We start from the raw sequence: 17,738 nt of genomic DNA, 5'->3' as shown, positions 1-17,738 counted from the left end.
CTTAACTTTTATTTCAAAAAATCTCATTAGACCTGAGCCCCAACTAAAAGTATACGAAAGTGGTATATACGCTCTTCTTCAGGACAGATAGAATGAAGGTAACCATTTTGCCGGAAGACTGCATTCAGATTAGCGGACAAAAGAAGTCCGGAAGGGAGATCAGATATGTATGATATATCTATAGTGATTCCTACCCGTAACCGAATCGACGACCTTACGGTGTGCATAGAGTCCATTGGCAAGCAGACACAGCTTGAGGACATCTCCATCGAGCTATGGATTGTGGACGACGGTGAGATCCCTGAGGACAGATTAGCTTATTATCGTGAAATACTAACTGGATTACCGCAGGCTGAACTTCATTATCATCGCAAAACTAAGCCTGGCCTCTGGCTTTCCCGTTACGAAGCGCTAGGACTGATCCATGCAGAAATTATGCTCCACTTAGATGATGATGCAGAATTAGATGACTCCTTATATATTCGGCGACTGCTAGATACTTATGCAGCCGATAATTCCATTGTTGGTGTAGGTGGTATTGCAAAAGGCATACATAGTAGCATTCCAAGCAGGCTGTTCGGTATGATAACCGGACAAATGTCCGGATCACCGGGCAGATTGTCGGCAAGTATGTTTGCAGGCTCGCAATTCCTTTGGGGAGAGAAGAAGCAGGTATTTGAAACAGATTTTTTTCACGGGTGTAATATGTCCTTCCGGCGCTCGGCACTGCGTGATATTAAGCCCTATCCATGGATGACAAGCTACTCCATAGCCGAGGATATTTATTTATCCCACTTGGCCAGCCGCTATGGCAAGCTCGTGATTAACCCCGCTATGAAAATCATCCATCATGAGTCGCCAGGTTCTCGTGATAAGGCGGGGGTTGTAGCACGGGCTACCGCAATCAATCACTACTATCTGCTCAACTTGCGTAAAGCTCCTTTTATGAATTATGCTGCTTTGATCTGGACATTGTCTTGTCTGACGGTTAAAGCAACTCTAAAACGGAATTTCAAAGCCGTTAGCGGATATGCCAAGGGCATCCTCTTCGTATTAAACCCTCGCAAGAATAAATACAGTGAATATATGCTAGATTAAGTAGCATCGTTTATTTCTAAATCTGTAGCGCCGCTCCGAATCAGGATACGGGGCTTTTTTTCTATGTCGCCAGATTATATCCCTAAATGTGTCATGAAATTAATTTCCATCAACTTCTGATCTGGGGTATGATATAAATAATGTGTTTTGTTTTAGAAACTAACTTTATGGATGGTGGAATATGTTCAAGAACAAAAAAACGACGCTGATCCTCGTTGTAATCGTCATCGCCGTCATAGCTGTCGGAGCTTGGCTAATTACTAAAGATAAGGACGATAAAACAGCGGGAACTACGGGTAGCGCAACAACAGCCGGAAAAGGGGAGGAAAAGTCTCTCTCTCAAACATTTTATATTTATGATACTGTTGTGAATATCAAAGTGTTCGGTGCTACTGTAGAACAGAAAAATATGGATGATATCCAGCAGATGCTGGAGCGAATGGATATGGAGCTTAGCCGCACCAAAGAAGGTGGAGAGACTTACGCAGTCAATCAGGCAGCAGGAAAAGAAGCGGTTGTTGTTTCTGACGAGACCCTGGATGTAATTAAACAATCCATACAATACGCAAAGGAAATGGACGGGCTATTTGATCCTACAATCGGTCCGTTAATCGATCTTTGGAATATCGGTAGCGGTGGAGATAAGGTCCCTCCCCAAGCTGAAATTGATAAAGCGAAGAGCCTAACCAATTACAAGGACGTTGAAATTGATGAAGCTGCGAAAACTGTAAAGCTTATGAAGGAAAATATGGTGCTAGATCTGGGTGGCATTGGTAAAGGTTATGCTGCTGACCGTATCGCTGATTATTTGAAAGAGCAAGGTCTGAATAGCGCTATGATTAACCTCGGAGGCAGCAGTATTATTGCACTCGGTAAGAAGCCAAACGGAACGGAATGGAATATCGGATTGCAGGATCCGGATCAAAGCCGCGGCACACAGCTAGGAACTATTAAAATCTCAGATGAGGTCATCGATGCTTCTGGTGTTTACGAACGGTATTTTATGCAGGACAATGTTCGTTACCATCATATCCTTGATCCACGTACAGGATATCCTTCTCAGAACGGTCTCAAAAGCCTTACCATTATGAGCCCGAATGCAACAGACGCAGATGCCTTATCAACGGGGGTATTCTTGATGGGAATTGAAGAGGGTATGAAATATCTTGAATCTTTACCTGAAGATGTGGAAGCTTTCTTTATTACCGACGACAACAAAATCTATGCCACCGCAGGTATTAAAGAAAGAATGAATCTGACGGATCCAACGTACAGCTTCGCAGACTAAATGAAAAAAGCTTGCCCCATAGAGCCGAAGCCGGCTTTCTAGGGAGCAAGCTTTTTTTATAGATCTGACTTGGAGCAGCGAGAAGGACGCCTCTCTCTCAGTTTAATATACGAACAAGAAAGAACTATGGTTTAATACAGTTAAACCTCGGAAACATCTACATCAACAAAGGAGCGAAATTCATGAACCTTGTGAGACCCCTACCTTCCATAGCGGCTGGCGCGATATTGTGGCGGTTGCGGCGACGGCACGGTGGTTGCTGTGGGTAATAATGAACATGGTCAATGCGATGTACACAGCTGGTAAGGCATCCAACTACCAAGAAATTAGTTCTCAAAATTATTAATGCATAAAATAATGAAAGCCATGCGCCAATTTCTCTCGCATGGCTTATGTTTTGTACCTCCTCTTACACAAGAGGAAGCTCACCAAACTCCTTATAATTAGTAAAAATATAACTAGGGTTATGATCCGTAGCCGGTTGTCTGCCTCTCGGATTGTACCAACAAACCTTCCATCCAGCCGCAAGCGCTCCAACTACATCATTAGCCCAAGTATCCCCTATATAAAGCGAGTTCTCCGCCAAAGTGCCTGACTTTTGGTTTACGTGCACGAATATTTCCGGATCCGGTTTAGCAAGACCTACAGCATCAGAAATAAAGATCATATCCTCGGGAATAATCTGATCTAACCCTAATCCCACAATCTTATTCATCTGATGATCCTTCGGTCCATTCGTAATAATGCCTACCTTATGGCCGTCCGCAATGAACCGTTCAAGGTGCTCACGCACGCCATCAATCATTTGAATAGTGTATTGTCGTCCAATATATGCCGCTTGTACCGCCGAGGCTTGGTCACGATCAATCTGTAACCCATACTCTGCAAAAGCAAGCTCCAACCGCCGCACTCTTGTCTCTTCAAGCGGAATCTCACCGCGCAAATACATCGGCCATAATACATCGCTATGATGTCTCACTTTATAAAATAATTCCGCAAAGTCCAGACAATTCTCATCTGGGCGGAGCACTTCACACACTGCTTCTTTAAAAGGAACCAGATGATCATATAACGTATCATCGAGATCAAAAAAGATTGCCAACTTATGACTTGTTTCCACTTTAACGCCCCTTACTTATCTTTCTCTCTAGCTATCTTCAGAAAAAAAGGTTATAGGTATAAAATTCATCATCTCGAAGGTATCCATGCGCTTCATACAAACGCTGCGCTCCCACATTCTCTGTCATCGTTGTCAAGGACAAGCCCTTCGTATTCGTAGAAAGGGCGTGGTCTCTAGCACTGTCCAGCAGTTTGGAACCTAGGCCATGCCCTCGCAGTCCCTCAGTAACGAACAAATCATTCAGTATCCAGAGGCGCTCCATCGTAACCGATGAAAAAGAAGGATAGAGCTGTGTGAAGCCCCACGCGCGTTTCTCATCGCCATCCCCCTCAACTACCATAAGGATCACAGATTCATTCAGCTTTAGCCTGTCAGCTAAGAAGGCGCGTGCACCTTCCCGATCTGAGGCTGCTCCATAAAATACTCGATACTCATCAAATAATGGAATGAGCCATTCTAAATCATCCAGAACCACTCGTTCTATACGATAGTTATTCATCCTCAGCGCTCACTTTCCGGCTTCGCCCGTTTTAACCTCATTGTAAAGGGTTACCGAGCCGTTCACCATGGAGAGAACGCCGAATGATTTGGATAATTGAGCCTTATTCCTTTGAATCGTAGAACACATGCCGGGCACTAACTTTACCCGCTTCGATATCTAAAATTCCGAAAGAATACAATTTCTCACGCCGCTTATCTGTAGGAGAACCTGGATTAAATAGCAGGATACCATTCTCCTCTCTTAGCAAGGGCTGATGTGAGTGACCAAAAAGAATACAATCCACCTCATCATTCGCAAAAGCAAGCAGGGCATTTCCATCCGTTCCTTTGCGAGAATGTGGCGTATGTCCATGAACCATTCCGATTCGGATTCCCTCAAGAGTAATGATCTTGCGTTCTCCGAAACGCTCAATGATCTCATCGCCATCATTATTTCCGGCAATACCCTCTACCGGTGCTAATTTCGTCAGTAAATCATAGATTCCCATACTCACCCAATCACCGAGATGCAAGATTAAATCCACATTTTGAAACTCTGCTATCAACGCCTTTGGCAGAGACTTAGCCATTCTTGACATATGTGTATCAGATACGACTCCTACTTTCATAAATCTCAGCTCCTAATCTATCATACTCAACTTTAGTTATCACACATATCCATAAATCTAATATTCAAATAATTGTACGATTTGCTTAAGCGAGAAGCAAGTTCTGTGACTTCTTCCACTCCGCAGCTAGGACTCTCGATCCTGCCAATTCCATAGTCTTACTTCCCCCACATGCAAATCGCTGACCCATGTTTCTTCCTTCAGCTTAAGCAATTCTTTCACCGGACCGGTTACTACAGCTCCATATAGCCTAACTCCGTTCTTCTCCAAATAACTAATGGAATCATCCAAATCAATAAACGGAATTACCCTGTCCGCGATTGATTTATGCTCTTGCATCAAGCGCAGCGTCTTCAGGAAGTTTGCATTACGCAGTTCACCATCACCATATGACTCAACAGATGGTGAAACACTCGAACGGCTAGTCACCCCTCCGAACCATCCTCGCTTCTGCTTTGATTCCTGGGTCACTTTCATATCATCATCATGCCAAATAGGCATATACGGAAAACCTAATGGATCATTTACGACTGGCTGTCGTGTCCGTGGACCTGTATCTGCTGCAAACCACAAAGGCTGAAGATTCTTAGGCTCAAACTTCTTCAACAGCTCATCTGTCGTAAAAAATTGATCAAAAGACAAGTAAGCTTCCGCTACTGTTCCTTCCGGCAGCTTCTCCAATCTCTCCCACTCATTGCTGTTATCCATACTGTTTGTCACAGATTGATTCTCCTGCGGATACACAAAATAATAACCTACACTTCTACTATCATCCGTCCATGAATAGTTGTAGAGCCTAGCCCACCCAAATAGGAGCTTCATTGAATAATCCCCGACAGTAATTTGTTCATCTCCCACTTGTTTCTCTATCTTACTTGTCAGATTCATGCTAAAAAATGGACCGGTACCACTACTCAAATGTACAATCGTATTCGGCTGTGAGACAGCAATAGCGGAAGAAACAACATCACTATAAGTCTCTCCTCTTTCTCCAGTGCTATAAAATATCGCAGTGATGACACTGCTGATAATCAAGAAAATTAAAAACGCAGAAATTACCGTTAAAGTATTCGATATCCGAGCTCTCCATTTACCCCAGCGGATGATCTTTTTTTCCTTGCCAGGTCTGTTTCTTTTACCCTTGCCGAATTTTATGTTCTTATCCTCACTTGAAGCCCGCTCTTCTTCACCCATCAGTTCATCCAGATAAGCCTGATAAGCTTCCATCTTCTCTAACTCCCGCTCCACTTCATCTCTATCCTCGTCAGGAAGAGTACCTTCTCCATACCTTTTTAATTTCTCCTTGAATTCCTCACTCATGCTCATTCCTCCTCCGTTCCGCTTCACGCAGCTTCTGTCTGGCTCGAAAGATCAATATCTTATATTGGGACAGGCCCACATTCATAATGTCCGATGCTTCCAGATAACTAAGACCATGAAAATCATGTAGTAGCAGTGCATGCCTCTGATTGTCCGGTAGCTCACCTATCGCAATCCTCATCTCTTCCCAACGTTCCTGCCGAAGCAGCGTGCTTTCCGTGGTATCTGGATGGGCGAGCTGTTTAAAAAAATCCTCACTCTGAACAGTACTGCGTCCTTCCTTCCGCTTATAATCTACGAAGGCATTGTACGCGACACGGAACAACCACGGCTTAATCTTCTCGTCTTTACAATCCTCCAAATATAAATAAGCTCGGTAAAAGGTCTCCTGCATTAAATCTTCGGCCGCGTGATGATCACCACAAAGGGAGCGCAAATAGCGGTAAATATCCATCACATACATCTGATATATTTCATCCAGTGAATTTCGCTTCATGCACTCCCCCCTTAACCTAACCACGTATGCCAACATAAAAAGTTACAGTTAAATTCAACAACTAGTATGAATATACCAGTTATTCTATGGAAGAATGCGAAAAAAAGCCCGCTGACAAGGAGGTTTACTCCTGCCAACAGGCTTGTTAATAATCATCGGAATATTTATTGATCGTTCAATTCTCCAGGTTACTCTGCTTACAGAACAACCTCAACTTCTTTGAGCATTTCACTAACAGAGATTAAACCGCCACCGGACAAGTACCAGTAGTTAGGATCAAGGTAAATGATTTTACCGTTTTTAAAAGCATTTGTGTTCTTCACGAGATCGTTCTCAACTGCATCCTTCGCTGAACCGGATTTGCTGCCATCACTCTTCACAGCTGCATCTCTATCTACTACGAACAGATAATCCGGATTCTTGTCGGCTACATATTCGTACGATACGCTTTGACCATGAGTGGATACTTCGATTTTATCATCCGCTTGAACAAATCCGAATACATCATGGATAATACCAAAACGTGAACCTGAACCATAAGCACTGATTTTTCCTTCATTGGCAAGAATAATAAGAGATTTTTTACCATCGGCTTTAGCTTTCTCATTCAGAGCTTTAACGGAGTCAGTAATAGTCGCAAGCTCAGCTTCTACTTCAGCTTCCTTGCCAAAAATTTGGCCCAGCGTCTTCACATTTTTCGTGAAGGATTCCATGTAATTCGCATTATCTACAGCAACGTACAATGTAGGTGCAATTTTGCTGAATTCATCATAAGAATCTTGCTGTCTGCCGGAAATGATGATCAGATCAGGAGAAAGACTATTTATTTTTTCGAAGTCAGGCTCTTTCAAACCACCGACATTCTCATATTTGGCATCGCTATATTTAGAGAGATAAGAGGGTACATTGCTTTGAGGCACTCCAGTCACCTCTACGCCCAGTTTATCCAAAGTATCGAGTGTACCGAAGTCAAATACAACGACTTTCTGCGGGTTACTCTTAATCGTAATTTCTCCAAGTTCATGCTTAATAGTAAGCTCTTTGGATTCTGTATTCGGTGCAGTAGTAGCCTCTGTATTGCCTGCCGCTGCTGTATTATTATCTGAAGTTGCTGCATTATTGGAGCCACAGGCCGCCAAGATTACGGCAAGAAACACTGTCATGATTAGTAAAGATACGTTCTTCTTCAAAATATTCACCCCTATAATTTATAGTCAAGCTATTTGAATTATTCGCGTATTCGTCAAGAAGCTGGCGCCTATCACTTCTAGCGTTACGTCATAATAATTTCCGAATATAAACGGCGTCTTGTTTAAAAATAGACACCAATTTTACGACCACCTATTGTTTCTATAGGGATATCCATGTCATATACATCCCTAAGCACTACAGTATCAATAATTTCATCCACCGTACCCGATGAAGCTACCCGCCCATTCTTGAGCGCTACAATGTAGTCAGAGTAACAAGAAGCGAAATTAATATCATGAATGACGAGCACAATCGTCTTGCCCTTCTCTTCTACCAATCGGCGTAACACCTTCATAATTTGTACAGAATGCTTCATATCCAGATTGTTGAGTGGTTCATCGAGCAAAATATACTCAGTGTCCTGAGCCATAACCATCGCAATATACGCTCTCTGACGTTGTCCACCACTAAGCTGATCAATATATTTATCCTGCATCTCTTGAAGGTCCATGTAAGCAATCGCTTCGTCAACGAACGCTCTATCCTCAGGTGTGAGCTTCCCTTGTGAATAAGGGAACCTTCCGAAAGAAACAAGTTCCTTCACGGTGAGGCGTACGCTGATATGATTGGACTGCTTTAGCACCGATATTTTACGAGCAAGTTCATTACTCTTACAGCTGCCAATTTCCTTCCCTTCAATCAGTACTTCTCCTGCGTCTTTAGAGATAAGTCTACTGATCATGGAGAGCAACGTGCTTTTACCAGCTCCGTTAGGGCCGATAAACGAGGTGATTGCACCCTTTTTAATGGTTAAAGACACATCATCAACAACGGTTACTCCGCCATAACGCTTGCTTACATGCTTAACTTCTACCACGACTTATTCTCCTTTAACAGCAGATAGACAAAGTAGACGCCACCTGCAAAATTAATGATTACACTAACCGTAGTAGTGAATCCAAACACACGTTCAACTAGAAACTGTCCCCCGACAAGAGCAATAATGCTTAGCAAAATCGTGCCGGGAATCAGATAGGAATGCTTATACGTACGGAACAACTGATGCCCCACATTGGCTACTAGTAAACCCAAGAAAGTGATCGGCCCCACTAAAGCCGTTGATATTGAAACGTAGATGGATACAATTACTAACAGCCTTTTGACTACATAGTCATAATTGATTCCTAAGTTAATGGCTTCATCTTTCCCTAAAGAAATAACATCTAAATACTTCACAAATCGCATGAAATACAGCGTAGTTAACGCTAGAACAACTGTAGACAATATCAGTAGATCACTGCTGACGTTGTTGAAGCTGGCGAACATTTTTCCTTGCAGAATCAGGAATTCATTCGGATCAATGAGCACTTCCATAAAAGAAGATGCACTCTGGAACATCGTCCCCATAATAAGTCCTACGAGCAGCAGGAAGTATATGTTTTGACCCTCTCTTCGGAACATTAGCTTATACATCACACCTGAGAACAGAACCATGATACAAGCTGAGAACAAGAAATTCACATTTTTATTCATAAACGTCATATTTGATGAGCCTAGGGCGTATACACCGAACGTCTGGATCAACATGTACAAAGAGTCTAGCCCCAGAATACTAGGTGTCAAAATCCGATTGTTCGTAATGCTCTGAAAAACTACGGTAGAGACAGCTATCACCGCTCCGGTAATTAAAATGGCCGCCAGCTTTCTCCCCCGACTGGGTAGAACATAATCCCAATTGCCCATAACATGATAGGTCATAAACAAGACGATGAGAGCAACAGCGCTTAAGGATAATATAGTTAGTTTCGTCTTCATCACTAATTCGCCTTTCTTCTCATCAGCAAGTAGATAAACAGACCACTTCCGATGACGCCTACCGTGAGACTGATTGATATTTCGTATGGATATATAATGAGCCTGCCCAGAATATCACAGAACAGGAGGAACACCGCGCCGAGAATGGCAGTATGCGCCAGATTTTTTTTCAAGTTATCGCCTATGTATAGCGTTACTATGTTAGGTACAACAAGACCTAGGAAAGGAATTGTACCTACGGTTAAAATAACTACTGAAGAGATTAACGCTACAATCACCAATCCTACGTTCACAACCGCTTTGTAGTTCATACCGAGATTAACGGAGAAATCCTCCCCCATACCGGCAACTGTGAACTTATTGGCGAAAACATACGCGAGAATAACAAGCGGAATACTGATATAGATTAATTCGTATTGACCCTTAATAATCGTTGAGAAATCGCCAAGCATCCAAGACGAGATATTCTGAACCAAATCATTTTTGTAAGCAAAAAATGTAGTAATCGAGCCTACAATGTTCCCGAACATGAGTCCGACCAGCGGGATGAAAATACTATCCTTGAACTTGATCCGATCCAAGATTCTCATAAATATAAATGTTCCCAATAGGGCAAAAACAAAAGCAACGAGCAGCTTCTGCATCGGCGTCGCCCCTGTGAACAGCATCAGGGACACGAGAATACCGAATTTCGCGGAGTCCATCGTGCCCGCCGTAGTGGGAGAAACGAATTTATTTCGTGATAATTGCTGCATAATTAATCCGGCAATACTCATGCTTACACCAGCTATAATCAGTGCAGCTAAGCGTGGAATCCGGCTGACTAGCAGAGTCTGCATCTGAGATTCCGTAAGCGAAAAAAGATCCAAAGGTGAAATATCTTTTACGCCTATAAACAAAGATATAAATGAGAATACTATTAGAAGTAGGGACAAATATTTTAGTTTCATGAGTTGTTCCTTATCTGTTTAATAGTTAAATAGTTTGAGAAATAGATGATATTATCGGTATTGATAATGATTTTCATTTGCACTATGTTCGATTATACCTAAGCCCACTTTGAGGGTCAACCCTTTCGTATAGTAAAATTTAAAAGAATAGAATTTTATAAATAACATTAAAAAAAGAGACACCCATGTGGCATCTCTTTATCTCATGATCTATTTTCGCTAGCTATAGTAGTTATTTATACTTACTCCAATCCTGATTACTGTTCTCCAGCAGATGTGCAAAATCATTCTCAAGCCGCTTTTGTTCAGCTTTTCGCTGATCCTCTACCGCCTTACGAGCAGCTTCCTTGCGGTCATTCTCTTCCGCTTTCAGCGCATCAGACTGTGCCTTCAGCTTTCCTAGAACATCACTGCTCAGCAGGTCTTTTAGCGTAGCTGGTCCATCGGTCGCAGCAGGACGCGGAGTGGTTGGCATTTTCTTTTTTTTAGCCACGGTCAATCATCCCTTCTAGTAATGAATTAATTTGGAATTCGTTTAAATTATTGGTCTTTTCGTTTATAATGTTCACTAAGAGGTGAGCCATATGAAGTCCACTGATTTATGTCCCCAACTACAAAAAAGTATGGATATTATCGGCAGGCGTTGGACAGGTTTGATCATCTACCAGCTCCTCCAAGGACCACAACGTTTCAATGTGATTGAAGCAGCTTTGCCCATCAGCGGAAGGTTACTCTCCGAACGGCTTAAAGAGCTGGAACTGGAAGGAATCGTTCTTCGAGAAGTATTCCCTGAGACACCTGTGCGAATCCAATATTCCTTAACGGATAAAGGACTTGCCCTAGAAACAGTCATCCGAGATTTGCAGCGTTGGTCAAAAATATGGATTGATTGTGACACAAATAACGTAAGCTCAACACTTGAAATGTAAGCGTTTCAATTATGGCTATTAGATTTTAAGTCCTACGATCACCAAATCACGTTCTATACCATCCAGTTCAGCTACACCGGGTAGTAATCCCCACTGCTTAAAACCGAATTTTTCTAGCAAACCAAGGCTTGGATCATTATGTCCGAACACAAAACCAACTAGATTCTTAATGCCGAGACTAGGTGCTTTATCAATGGCCTCTTTCAAAAGAATTCTACCAGCTCCATCACCACGGAACTTTTCACTCACGTATACACTAATTTCTGCTGTTGCATTATACGCTGGACGACCATAGAAGGATTGAAAGCTGAACCATGCCGCAATCTCATCTCCCTGCCTAAGTACCCATAAAGGACGATGGTGGCTGTTATGTTCAAGGAACCATTTTTCTCTGTCTGCAACAGTAATTGGTTCCAGATCCGCAGTGACCATCCGTCCAGCAATCGTTGAGTTGTAAATCTCCACAATAGCTGCTAAGTCTGCAGGTGTTGCATCTTCAATCCTGCTATTCTCCCATTTCATCCCTTGATTCCTCCAAATGTGTTAATTACTTAGGCCGACCTGCTCCTGGCTCCATAGCCACAGCCGCTGCGCCTCTTGTCTATTCTGCGCTCTGGGAGACAGCTGCTTAATCTTTCGTCGATAATAATATTGTCCTGTTACTTCTCGAAGCTCAGGTGCCGTTGCCAAATAAATCGCTGTATCGGCTCCTTGCTCGGATGTTAAGAAGAAGTATGACAGCAGCTTAAGGATCGACTTGCCGAAGCCCGTCTCTCGGTTCACACCGATATTCGTGCCTACTGCTCCTGGATGTACGCAATTCACAGTCACCTTTGTACCATGAAGACGCAAAGCCAGCTCCCTTGTGAACAAAATATTAGCTAGCTTGGACCGAGCGTAGGCTTTGGCGGGATTGAAACGGCGATCGAGGGTTGGATCTTCATAGTGAAGTGCACCTATTTTGTAAGCACCGGAAGCAACGACAACGATACGGCCTTGCTCTGCTGCCTTTAAAGGCTCCAGTAACAGATTCGTAAGCAGATAATGCCCCAAATGGTTTACACCAAGATCCATCTCAAAGCCGTCCTTCGTAAGCTGACGCTTAATCGTGACTACCCCAGCGTTATTGATGAGTATATCTAGAATCGGATATTTCCGGGTGAATTCCTCCGCAAAACTACGAATGCTCTCCAGCGAGGCCAGATCACACAACATCAGCTCGATATCCTCGGAGTGGCTCTTTTGTTTAGCGGCAGCAAGCGCTTCTTCTCCTCGCTGGCGATTGCGGCATACCATTATTACTTTGGCTCCCTTGCGAGCCAGTTCAACTGTCGTCGCTAGCCCCATTCCGGAATTTGCTCCAGTTACAAGTACAATTTTACCCTTCATCCCAAGAATCACTCCTCTCTCAACAACCGTACCCCAATAAGCTTCCACCTAACCTTACGAGAAGTATATTTAAAGATTATGTTACACCAACTAGTAGTCTCAAGAAAAGCTACATCTCACGATTAATGGTATAGATGAACAAATATGCGTTACTGCTTAAGGTTAAGTTCTAGAATAGGGATGTCGTGATTAGCCAACGATAGGTGTAGTTCATCATGTGCGTCTAGTCTATTTTTGATCTATAATAAGAATATTGCGGTTCTAATCGTGAAGTTGAAAGGGGAATACCAACTATGAATAACGCTCTGACAAGCCTAGAGCAGCAAATGGCGAGTGAAGGACTTGATGCCCTCCTCGTAACAGATCCCAAACATGTCTACTACTTAACCGGATTCGCCAGCGATCCGCATGAACGCTTCCTGGGTCTGCTGTTGATACGTGGAGAGGAGCCTATGCTGATTCTACCCGCACTAGATGCGGAAGCAGCTCAAGCCGCTTCTTCAGTCACCAAACTCCTAACCCACAGTGACACTGATAATCCCTATATCCTGCTTAAGGATTGTTTCGGCAGCAGTAAGATAGGTACTCTTGGCATAGAGAAGGAACATTTCTCAGTAGCCCGTTTTGAACATTTAACCGCTGCCGTTCCAGCGGAACGATTTAGTGATATTGGTCCATTGCTGCGCAGCATGCGTTCCAAAAAGACCCCGGATGAAGTTAAGCGCATGAAGCATGCCGCTGAGCTAGTTGAGGAAGCTTTGCGCCGCGTGCTTACCCATGTGAAAACAGGCGTTACAGAAAACGATCTAGTAGCTGAGCTAGAATATCTAATGAAAAAGGTTGGCGCTTCTGGCCCTTCCTTTGACACCATGGTGCTTTCTGGTCCGAAAACCGCCCTGCCTCACGGTGTTCCAGGCAACCGGGTCATTCAGCCAGGTGACTTCCTGATGTTTGATATCGGGGTATACGCTGATGGTTATGCTTCCGATATTACACGTACCTTTGCTATTGAATCCGTGGATGACAAGCTTGTCACGATCTACAACACCGTGCTCGCTGCTAACGAAGCTGGGATCGCTGCTTCCAATCCTGGAGCTCCTTTCGGTTCTGTCGACAAAGCTGCACGTGACGTGATTGAAGAAGCCGGATTCGGAGAATATTTCTTGCACCGTGTCGGACACGGACTGGGTATGGATGTACATGAATATCCATCACTCCATGGACAGAACGATGACATTATCGAAATCGGCAACGTGTTCACCGTTGAGCCAGGGATTTATGTACCCGGACTAGCAGGTGTGCGTATCGAAGATGATCTGATTATTACAGCTGAAGGTGCGGAGACCTTAACAAGCTTCCCTAAGGAACTGACTATTCTTCATTTGTAGAAAAGAAAATATAGCCGTAGTTCATATGAGCCCAATATTGATACCAAGAGTATCCGAAAAATATTAGAATCAAAGATAGCCCATCCCTAATAAGTTGGAAAAGAATCACTTTCAACTTACTGTGATGGGCTTTCTCTTTTTCCCGCACCATACTCGACTTATTCAGACCCTTTCAAATCCATAATCCCTTTCAACATTTCATCTGCCATTTCCGCATATTGGTTATCTCCATTAGTTGACTTTGCCTGTCCGCATCATTCTACTATTCAAATTTTAACTGGAGAGAATCACAAATTGGCATATAGCCTATCTTTTGATAGATGCTATTAGATGTGGGATTTGCTAAATCCGTATATAAGACGCACTTAGTAAATCCTTTATCCAATGCAAGTTGGCTTATTTGCGCCACAATTGAAGTAGCATAACCCTTACTGCGCTCATATGGAGGCGTATATACAAATGCCACGCCAATAGCCGTCTGCATTACCCTTGTAAATCCTGCCATAGAAACGGGTATCCCTTTGTCCTCTAAAATATAGATTTTTTTCGATGCTATTCGGTAGAGGTAAGGGTCTGCATCTTGCGGGATAGACATTTCTGTTTTGCCATAACTCCCCGCTGCATAAAATGCCTCAGCCCAGTATGGGAAAAAGTGAATATCCTTTTCATCCAGCAATCGAACGATACCAGCCTTTTGAATGTCTGGATTTACTGCCGTAAGTTCATATATACGTTGGCTCATGGTTGTTTCAAAAGTTAATCCCTTGCGCAAGGTATATTCTTTGGCAAAATACTCTGCCAAGGTTTTTTCGGTTGTTACACCTGGAATTTCACGATCTTTCAACCCATCTATCAGACAGTTTATAGCTTCTGGGTTAATTTTGTTGTCCGTTGCATAAAGCGTAATATTGTGTGGCGGTGTCATTATGGCGGTAAGTTGTATGCCCTTAGCATCCGAAATAGTTGCCATAAGCCAATTTATAGGGTCACGCCAGTCTGTTTTGTCTTTTCCTTCATGCCCAATTATGATATTGCCAAGAGGAATCAAATTTTGCGCTTCATGACGCATCAGCACATCATAGGTATCGATGTAAAACTCATGCACATCCGTATACAACTTGAATTGCATTACAATATCCCCCTTTCACCTTCTCAACGTTTTTCCGGATTTTTCAAAACTAATCGTTCTTTCTTACGGTTTGCTGGTTTATCAAAAGTACTCCTGCGCTTTAACCCTGCCTGTTGAACTGCACCAAACCTTACCCAAAGCTTCAGCATGATCAATTTCAACTTGCCGTAATGTCAAACGTTCTGTAACCATCAATTTACTCATTCGATAACCCTCCAATTTAATAATTAATTTATGAAGACGCAAAAAAACCCCATCCCATTTGGGACGGAGTTGCTCCGCGTTACCACCCTGATTGACGTTTATAATAAACGCCCACTTAGCCATCGTCCAACAACGATGCTTCTTTGTAACGGTAGAATCCCGGGCCCATCTACTATAATTCGGGGGCCAGCTCTGAGGTGATTTTTCGATTCGGATACCCGCTGCCTCGCACCAACCGGCAGTTCCCTGAACGGCATTTCCGTATCTACTTGTCCTCTTCATCGTATTTGGTAATTATTAATTAAGCTCAATATAAGATATTTGCAAAATTCTGTCAATAACTCAAACAACAACTGCCAAAGGAACTGCTATTCCGCAGAAATCTCTACGTACTATCTAACCCCAATTTGACGCCAAAATTAGGCATTAACCTTGCCTAGGGCGAATATCTTAACGGGAAAGTACATTTTAAAAAATGAGGTGATACTCTTGGGATACTTCGTTACTGTGGAACCGGGCGTAAAAGTATTTATAGAGGACATCAATCCGAAGGGAAATAAAACGATACTTATTATTCACGGATGGCCGCTAAACCATAAACAGTTTGAATATCAGTTCAATTTCCTTCCTAAGCTCGGATATCGTTGTATCGGAATGGACTGGAGAGGATACGGCAATTCGGATAAACCATTCGAAGGTTACGGTTTCGATAGATTAGCAGATGATCTTCGTATGGTCATCGAGGCGTTGCAGCTAAAAAACATAACACTGGCAGGACACTCTACCGGAGGCGCGATCTCGATTCGTTATATGGCTCGTTATAAAGGGTACGGGGTATCTAAACTCGTCTTAATCGACGCTGCGTCTCCATCAAGCGTTCCAAAAGAATTTACAAATAAAATCATCGAAGAGACAAACAATGACCGTCCAAAAATGCTGCAAAACCAAACGGAGCTTTTTTTCTTTCAGTACATTTCTGAACCGAAATCCGAATGGTTCTTTCTAATGGGTTTACAAGCTGCAAATTGGTCGACTTCCGCCATTATGGTCACGCTAAGAGACGAGAATGTTTACAACGATCTTGGACAGATCGATGTGCCCACATTAATTATTCATGGAATTCATGATAAAGTCGTTCCGTTTACCCAAGCTCAGGAAACAAATAAGCTGATTAAAAATTCGCAATTAGTTCCATTCCAATACAGCAGCCATTGCCCTTTTTTGGAGGAGCGTGATAGATTCAACCAACTATTATCTTCTTTTGCATAACGCATCGCCAATCTAATACCTTATCCTTCAGTTGATTAATTCATCTTCTGGATACAACTGCTCTGCTGGCTCCTCACACCTGCATTCCCCACATCCCACGAATCGACTCTGCCTCTTTGACCATCCTGCCGACTAACTCAGAGACTGTAGGGATATCATGGATCATTCCTGTCACTTGGCCTGCCCAGCCGAGGCCCTCTTCTTTGATGTCATCATAAACCCAGCGCTTGTTGGCTGCGCCGCTGATGTATTCTTTTAAGGCCTCATAGGTCGGTGTCATACGCTCGACTTCAAGAATGATGTCGCTGTATTCATTGCGTAATACTCGCGCAGGTGCTCCGATAGATCGTTTGATTACGACTGTATCTGACTCAGAGCTTTCTACTAAGGCTTTTTTATAAGAAGCAGCCGCATGAACACATTCAACCGTAGCAACAAAACGTGTCCCCATTTCAATTCCCTCAGCCCCCAGTGCATGGGCAGCCATCCATCCGCGGCCATCCCCGATCCCGCCTGAAGCAATCACAGGAATTTCAACCGCATCCACTACTTGGGGCACGAGCACCATAGTCCCAACATCATCACGTCCCAAGTGTCCTCCTCCCTCTTGCCCAACAACAATAACCGCAGAAGCGCCTAAGTGTTCAGCTTTTTGGGCTTGTCTACGTGAGGAGACGAGCACCAGCGTTTTAATATTCGTAGACCGAAACATTTCCAGCATGGGGGCTGGATTTCCTCCGGTGAGGCTCACGACGGGAACCTTCTCGTCGATGGCGATCTGCACCCGATCTTCATAACCAATACCATGCATACCGATGGCAAAATTAACACCAAATGGCTTGTCCGTCAAAGTACGTACCCGTTCTATTTCTGAACGTAAAGCCTCTGCACTCGGAAGACTCATCGCTGTGACTTGACCCAATCCACCAGCATTCGAAACTGCAGCCGCGAGGTCTGCATAACCTAAATAAGCAAGTCCACCTTGAATAATAGGGTACTCTATGTGCAATAACTCCGTAATACGGGTGTTCCATTTCATCTTC

20 protein-coding genes, 1 pseudogene and 1 other annotated feature are annotated in these 17,738 nt (G+C 43.3%); of the genes and pseudogenes, 6 read left to right on the top strand and 15 right to left on the bottom strand.

The window, feature by feature from the left end; all coding sequences use genetic code 11:
* The first annotated feature begins 165 nt into the window (after nt 1–165).
* The 3 genes and pseudogenes from NSU15_RS06545 to NSU15_RS06535 all read left to right on the top strand — a co-directional run.
* Nucleotides 166–1,098 carry a glycosyltransferase family 2 protein gene (locus NSU15_RS06545; protein WP_339289663.1) on the top strand — a complete coding sequence of 311 codons (933 nt, stop codon included), beginning with the start codon at nt 166–168 and terminating at the stop codon, nt 1,096–1,098.
* A gap of 181 nt (nt 1,099–1,279) precedes the next feature.
* Nucleotides 1,280–2,386 carry an FAD:protein FMN transferase gene (locus NSU15_RS06540; protein WP_339289662.1) on the top strand — a complete coding sequence of 369 codons (1,107 nt, stop codon included), beginning with the start codon at nt 1,280–1,282 and terminating at the stop codon, nt 2,384–2,386.
* A 243-nt stretch (nt 2,387–2,629) separates the two neighbouring features.
* A pseudogene (locus NSU15_RS06535) lies at nt 2,630–2,692 on the top strand (RCC1 repeat protein); the annotation flags it as partial.
* A gap of 103 nt (nt 2,693–2,795) precedes the next feature.
* Here NSU15_RS06535 and NSU15_RS06530 read toward each other — a convergent pair.
* The 10 genes from NSU15_RS06530 to NSU15_RS06485 all read right to left on the bottom strand — a co-directional run bounded on the left by NSU15_RS06530 (nt 2,796) and on the right by NSU15_RS06485 (nt 10,880).
* A complete protein-coding gene (locus tag NSU15_RS06530; RefSeq protein ID WP_339289661.1) occupies nt 2,796–3,506 on the bottom strand; it encodes an HAD family hydrolase in 711 nt (236 codons plus the stop codon).
* Between the two features lie 37 nt (nt 3,507–3,543).
* Complete coding sequence (locus NSU15_RS06525; protein WP_339289660.1) at nt 3,544–4,005, bottom strand: GNAT family N-acetyltransferase; 462 nt, start codon at nt 4,003–4,005, stop codon at nt 3,544–3,546.
* 103 nt (nt 4,006–4,108) lie between these two features.
* Nucleotides 4,109–4,615: a metallophosphoesterase gene (locus NSU15_RS06520; protein ID WP_042125020.1), complete on the bottom strand. Its 507-nt coding sequence runs from the start codon at nt 4,613–4,615 to the stop codon at nt 4,109–4,111.
* A 126-nt stretch (nt 4,616–4,741) separates the two neighbouring features.
* Nucleotides 4,742–5,935, bottom strand: coding sequence for an anti-sigma factor (locus NSU15_RS06515; protein WP_076121697.1), 1,194 nt, complete (start codon nt 5,933–5,935; stop codon nt 4,742–4,744).
* The gene (locus tag NSU15_RS06510; protein ID WP_042185661.1) at nt 5,928–6,431 is read right to left on the bottom strand and encodes a sigma-70 family RNA polymerase sigma factor; all 504 of its coding nucleotides are present in this window, start codon (nt 6,429–6,431) and stop codon (nt 5,928–5,930) included. Before NSU15_RS06510 ends, NSU15_RS06515 begins: the two co-directional genes overlap by 8 nt.
* Nucleotides 6,432–6,628: 197 nt before the next feature.
* Nucleotides 6,629–7,621 (bottom strand): siderophore ABC transporter substrate-binding protein, encoded by a 993-nt coding sequence (locus tag NSU15_RS06505; RefSeq protein WP_339289658.1) that lies wholly within the window; start codon nt 7,619–7,621, stop codon nt 6,629–6,631.
* Nucleotides 7,622–7,743: 122 nt separating this feature from the next.
* Entirely contained in the window at nt 7,744–8,499 is a 756-nt protein-coding gene (locus NSU15_RS06500; protein WP_042125014.1) for an ABC transporter ATP-binding protein, read from the bottom strand.
* A complete protein-coding gene (locus tag NSU15_RS06495; RefSeq protein WP_076121699.1) occupies nt 8,493–9,437 on the bottom strand; it encodes an iron chelate uptake ABC transporter family permease subunit in 945 nt (314 codons plus the stop codon). Before NSU15_RS06495 ends, NSU15_RS06500 begins: the two co-directional genes overlap by 7 nt.
* A gap of 2 nt (nt 9,438–9,439) precedes the next feature.
* The gene (locus tag NSU15_RS06490; protein WP_042125010.1) at nt 9,440–10,387 is read right to left on the bottom strand and encodes an ABC transporter permease; all 948 of its coding nucleotides are present in this window, start codon (nt 10,385–10,387) and stop codon (nt 9,440–9,442) included.
* Nucleotides 10,388–10,619: 232 nt separating this feature from the next.
* Nucleotides 10,620–10,880, bottom strand: coding sequence for a YqkE family protein (locus NSU15_RS06485; protein ID WP_076121701.1), 261 nt, complete (start codon nt 10,878–10,880; stop codon nt 10,620–10,622).
* Between the two features lie 91 nt (nt 10,881–10,971).
* Here NSU15_RS06485 and NSU15_RS06480 point away from each other — a divergent pair, with 91 nt between their 5' ends.
* A complete protein-coding gene (locus NSU15_RS06480; protein WP_076121703.1) occupies nt 10,972–11,316 on the top strand; it encodes a helix-turn-helix domain-containing protein in 345 nt (114 codons plus the stop codon).
* 18 nt (nt 11,317–11,334) lie between these two features.
* Here NSU15_RS06480 and NSU15_RS06475 read toward each other — a convergent pair whose 3' ends face one another.
* Both NSU15_RS06475 and NSU15_RS06470 read right to left on the bottom strand, forming a co-directional pair.
* Nucleotides 11,335–11,838 (bottom strand): N-acetyltransferase family protein, encoded by a 504-nt coding sequence (locus NSU15_RS06475; RefSeq protein WP_339289654.1) that lies wholly within the window; start codon nt 11,836–11,838, stop codon nt 11,335–11,337.
* A gap of 21 nt (nt 11,839–11,859) precedes the next feature.
* Complete coding sequence (locus tag NSU15_RS06470) at nt 11,860–12,705, bottom strand: SDR family oxidoreductase (protein ID WP_339289653.1); 846 nt, start codon at nt 12,703–12,705, stop codon at nt 11,860–11,862.
* A gap of 293 nt (nt 12,706–12,998) precedes the next feature.
* On the opposite strand from NSU15_RS06470, the gene NSU15_RS06465 reads away from it, so the two are divergent.
* Nucleotides 12,999–14,093 carry a Xaa-Pro peptidase family protein gene (locus tag NSU15_RS06465; RefSeq protein ID WP_339289652.1) on the top strand — a complete coding sequence of 365 codons (1,095 nt, stop codon included), beginning with the start codon at nt 12,999–13,001 and terminating at the stop codon, nt 14,091–14,093.
* Between the two features lie 262 nt (nt 14,094–14,355).
* Here NSU15_RS06465 and NSU15_RS06460 read toward each other — a convergent pair whose 3' ends face one another.
* Both NSU15_RS06460 and NSU15_RS06455 read right to left on the bottom strand, forming a co-directional pair.
* Nucleotides 14,356–15,222 carry a GNAT family N-acetyltransferase gene (locus NSU15_RS06460; RefSeq protein ID WP_339289650.1) on the bottom strand — a complete coding sequence of 289 codons (867 nt, stop codon included), beginning with the start codon at nt 15,220–15,222 and terminating at the stop codon, nt 14,356–14,358.
* An 81-nt stretch (nt 15,223–15,303) separates the two neighbouring features.
* On the bottom strand, nt 15,304–15,426 hold the full coding sequence (locus NSU15_RS06455; RefSeq protein ID WP_339289649.1) for a hypothetical protein: 123 nt from the start codon (nt 15,424–15,426) through the stop codon (nt 15,304–15,306).
* Between the two features lie 56 nt (nt 15,427–15,482).
* Nucleotides 15,483–15,717 (bottom strand) — a binding site (T-box leader).
* Nucleotides 15,718–15,915: 198 nt separating this feature from the next.
* Here NSU15_RS06455 and NSU15_RS06450 point away from each other — a divergent pair.
* On the top strand, nt 15,916–16,695 hold the full coding sequence (locus NSU15_RS06450; RefSeq protein ID WP_339289647.1) for an alpha/beta hydrolase: 780 nt from the start codon (nt 15,916–15,918) through the stop codon (nt 16,693–16,695).
* A gap of 73 nt (nt 16,696–16,768) precedes the next feature.
* Here the strand turns inward: NSU15_RS06450 and NSU15_RS06445 are convergent, their stop codons facing one another.
* Nucleotides 16,769–17,734: a nitronate monooxygenase gene (locus NSU15_RS06445; protein ID WP_339291267.1), complete on the bottom strand. Its 966-nt coding sequence runs from the start codon at nt 17,732–17,734 to the stop codon at nt 16,769–16,771.
* Nucleotides 17,735–17,738: the final 4 nt, after the last annotated feature.

It is taken from the genome of Paenibacillus sp. FSL E2-0201, from assembly GCF_037963325.1.
Classification (GTDB): domain Bacteria; phylum Bacillota; class Bacilli; order Paenibacillales; family Paenibacillaceae; genus Paenibacillus_AQ.
Note: the sequence above shows the minus strand (reverse complement) of the source record. Positions and strands in the feature narration are given on the sequence as shown.

What these genes read in the sequence shown, in the direction of transcription:
- NSU15_RS06540 (WP_339289662.1), top strand. Translation starts at nt 1,280, where the DNA reads ATGTTCAAGAACAAAAAAACGACGCTGATCCTCGTTGTAATCGTCATC.
- NSU15_RS06495 (WP_076121699.1), bottom strand. Translation starts at nt 9,437, where the DNA reads ATGAAGACGAAACTAACTATATTATCCTTAAGCGCTGTTGCTCTCATC.
- NSU15_RS06465 (WP_339289652.1), top strand. Translation starts at nt 12,999, where the DNA reads ATGAATAACGCTCTGACAAGCCTAGAGCAGCAAATGGCGAGTGAAGGA.
- NSU15_RS06515 (WP_076121697.1), bottom strand. Translation starts at nt 5,935, where the DNA reads ATGAGTGAGGAATTCAAGGAGAAATTAAAAAGGTATGGAGAAGGTACT.
- NSU15_RS06475 (WP_339289654.1), bottom strand. Translation starts at nt 11,838, where the DNA reads ATGAAATGGGAGAATAGCAGGATTGAAGATGCAACACCTGCAGACTTA.
- NSU15_RS06545 (WP_339289663.1), top strand. Translation starts at nt 166, where the DNA reads ATGTATGATATATCTATAGTGATTCCTACCCGTAACCGAATCGACGAC.
- NSU15_RS06445 (WP_339291267.1), bottom strand. Translation starts at nt 17,734, where the DNA reads ATGAAATGGAACACCCGTATTACGGAGTTATTGCACATAGAGTACCCT.
- NSU15_RS06520 (WP_042125020.1), bottom strand. Translation starts at nt 4,615, where the DNA reads ATGAAAGTAGGAGTCGTATCTGATACACATATGTCAAGAATGGCTAAG.
- NSU15_RS06490 (WP_042125010.1), bottom strand. Translation starts at nt 10,387, where the DNA reads ATGAAACTAAAATATTTGTCCCTACTTCTAATAGTATTCTCATTTATA.
- NSU15_RS06480 (WP_076121703.1), top strand. Translation starts at nt 10,972, where the DNA reads ATGAAGTCCACTGATTTATGTCCCCAACTACAAAAAAGTATGGATATT.
- NSU15_RS06470 (WP_339289653.1), bottom strand. Translation starts at nt 12,705, where the DNA reads ATGAAGGGTAAAATTGTACTTGTAACTGGAGCAAATTCCGGAATGGGG.
- NSU15_RS06525 (WP_339289660.1), bottom strand. Translation starts at nt 4,005, where the DNA reads ATGAATAACTATCGTATAGAACGAGTGGTTCTGGATGATTTAGAATGG.
- NSU15_RS06510 (WP_042185661.1), bottom strand. Translation starts at nt 6,431, where the DNA reads ATGAAGCGAAATTCACTGGATGAAATATATCAGATGTATGTGATGGAT.
- NSU15_RS06455 (WP_339289649.1), bottom strand. Translation starts at nt 15,426, where the DNA reads ATGAGTAAATTGATGGTTACAGAACGTTTGACATTACGGCAAGTTGAA.
- NSU15_RS06460 (WP_339289650.1), bottom strand. Translation starts at nt 15,222, where the DNA reads ATGCAATTCAAGTTGTATACGGATGTGCATGAGTTTTACATCGATACC.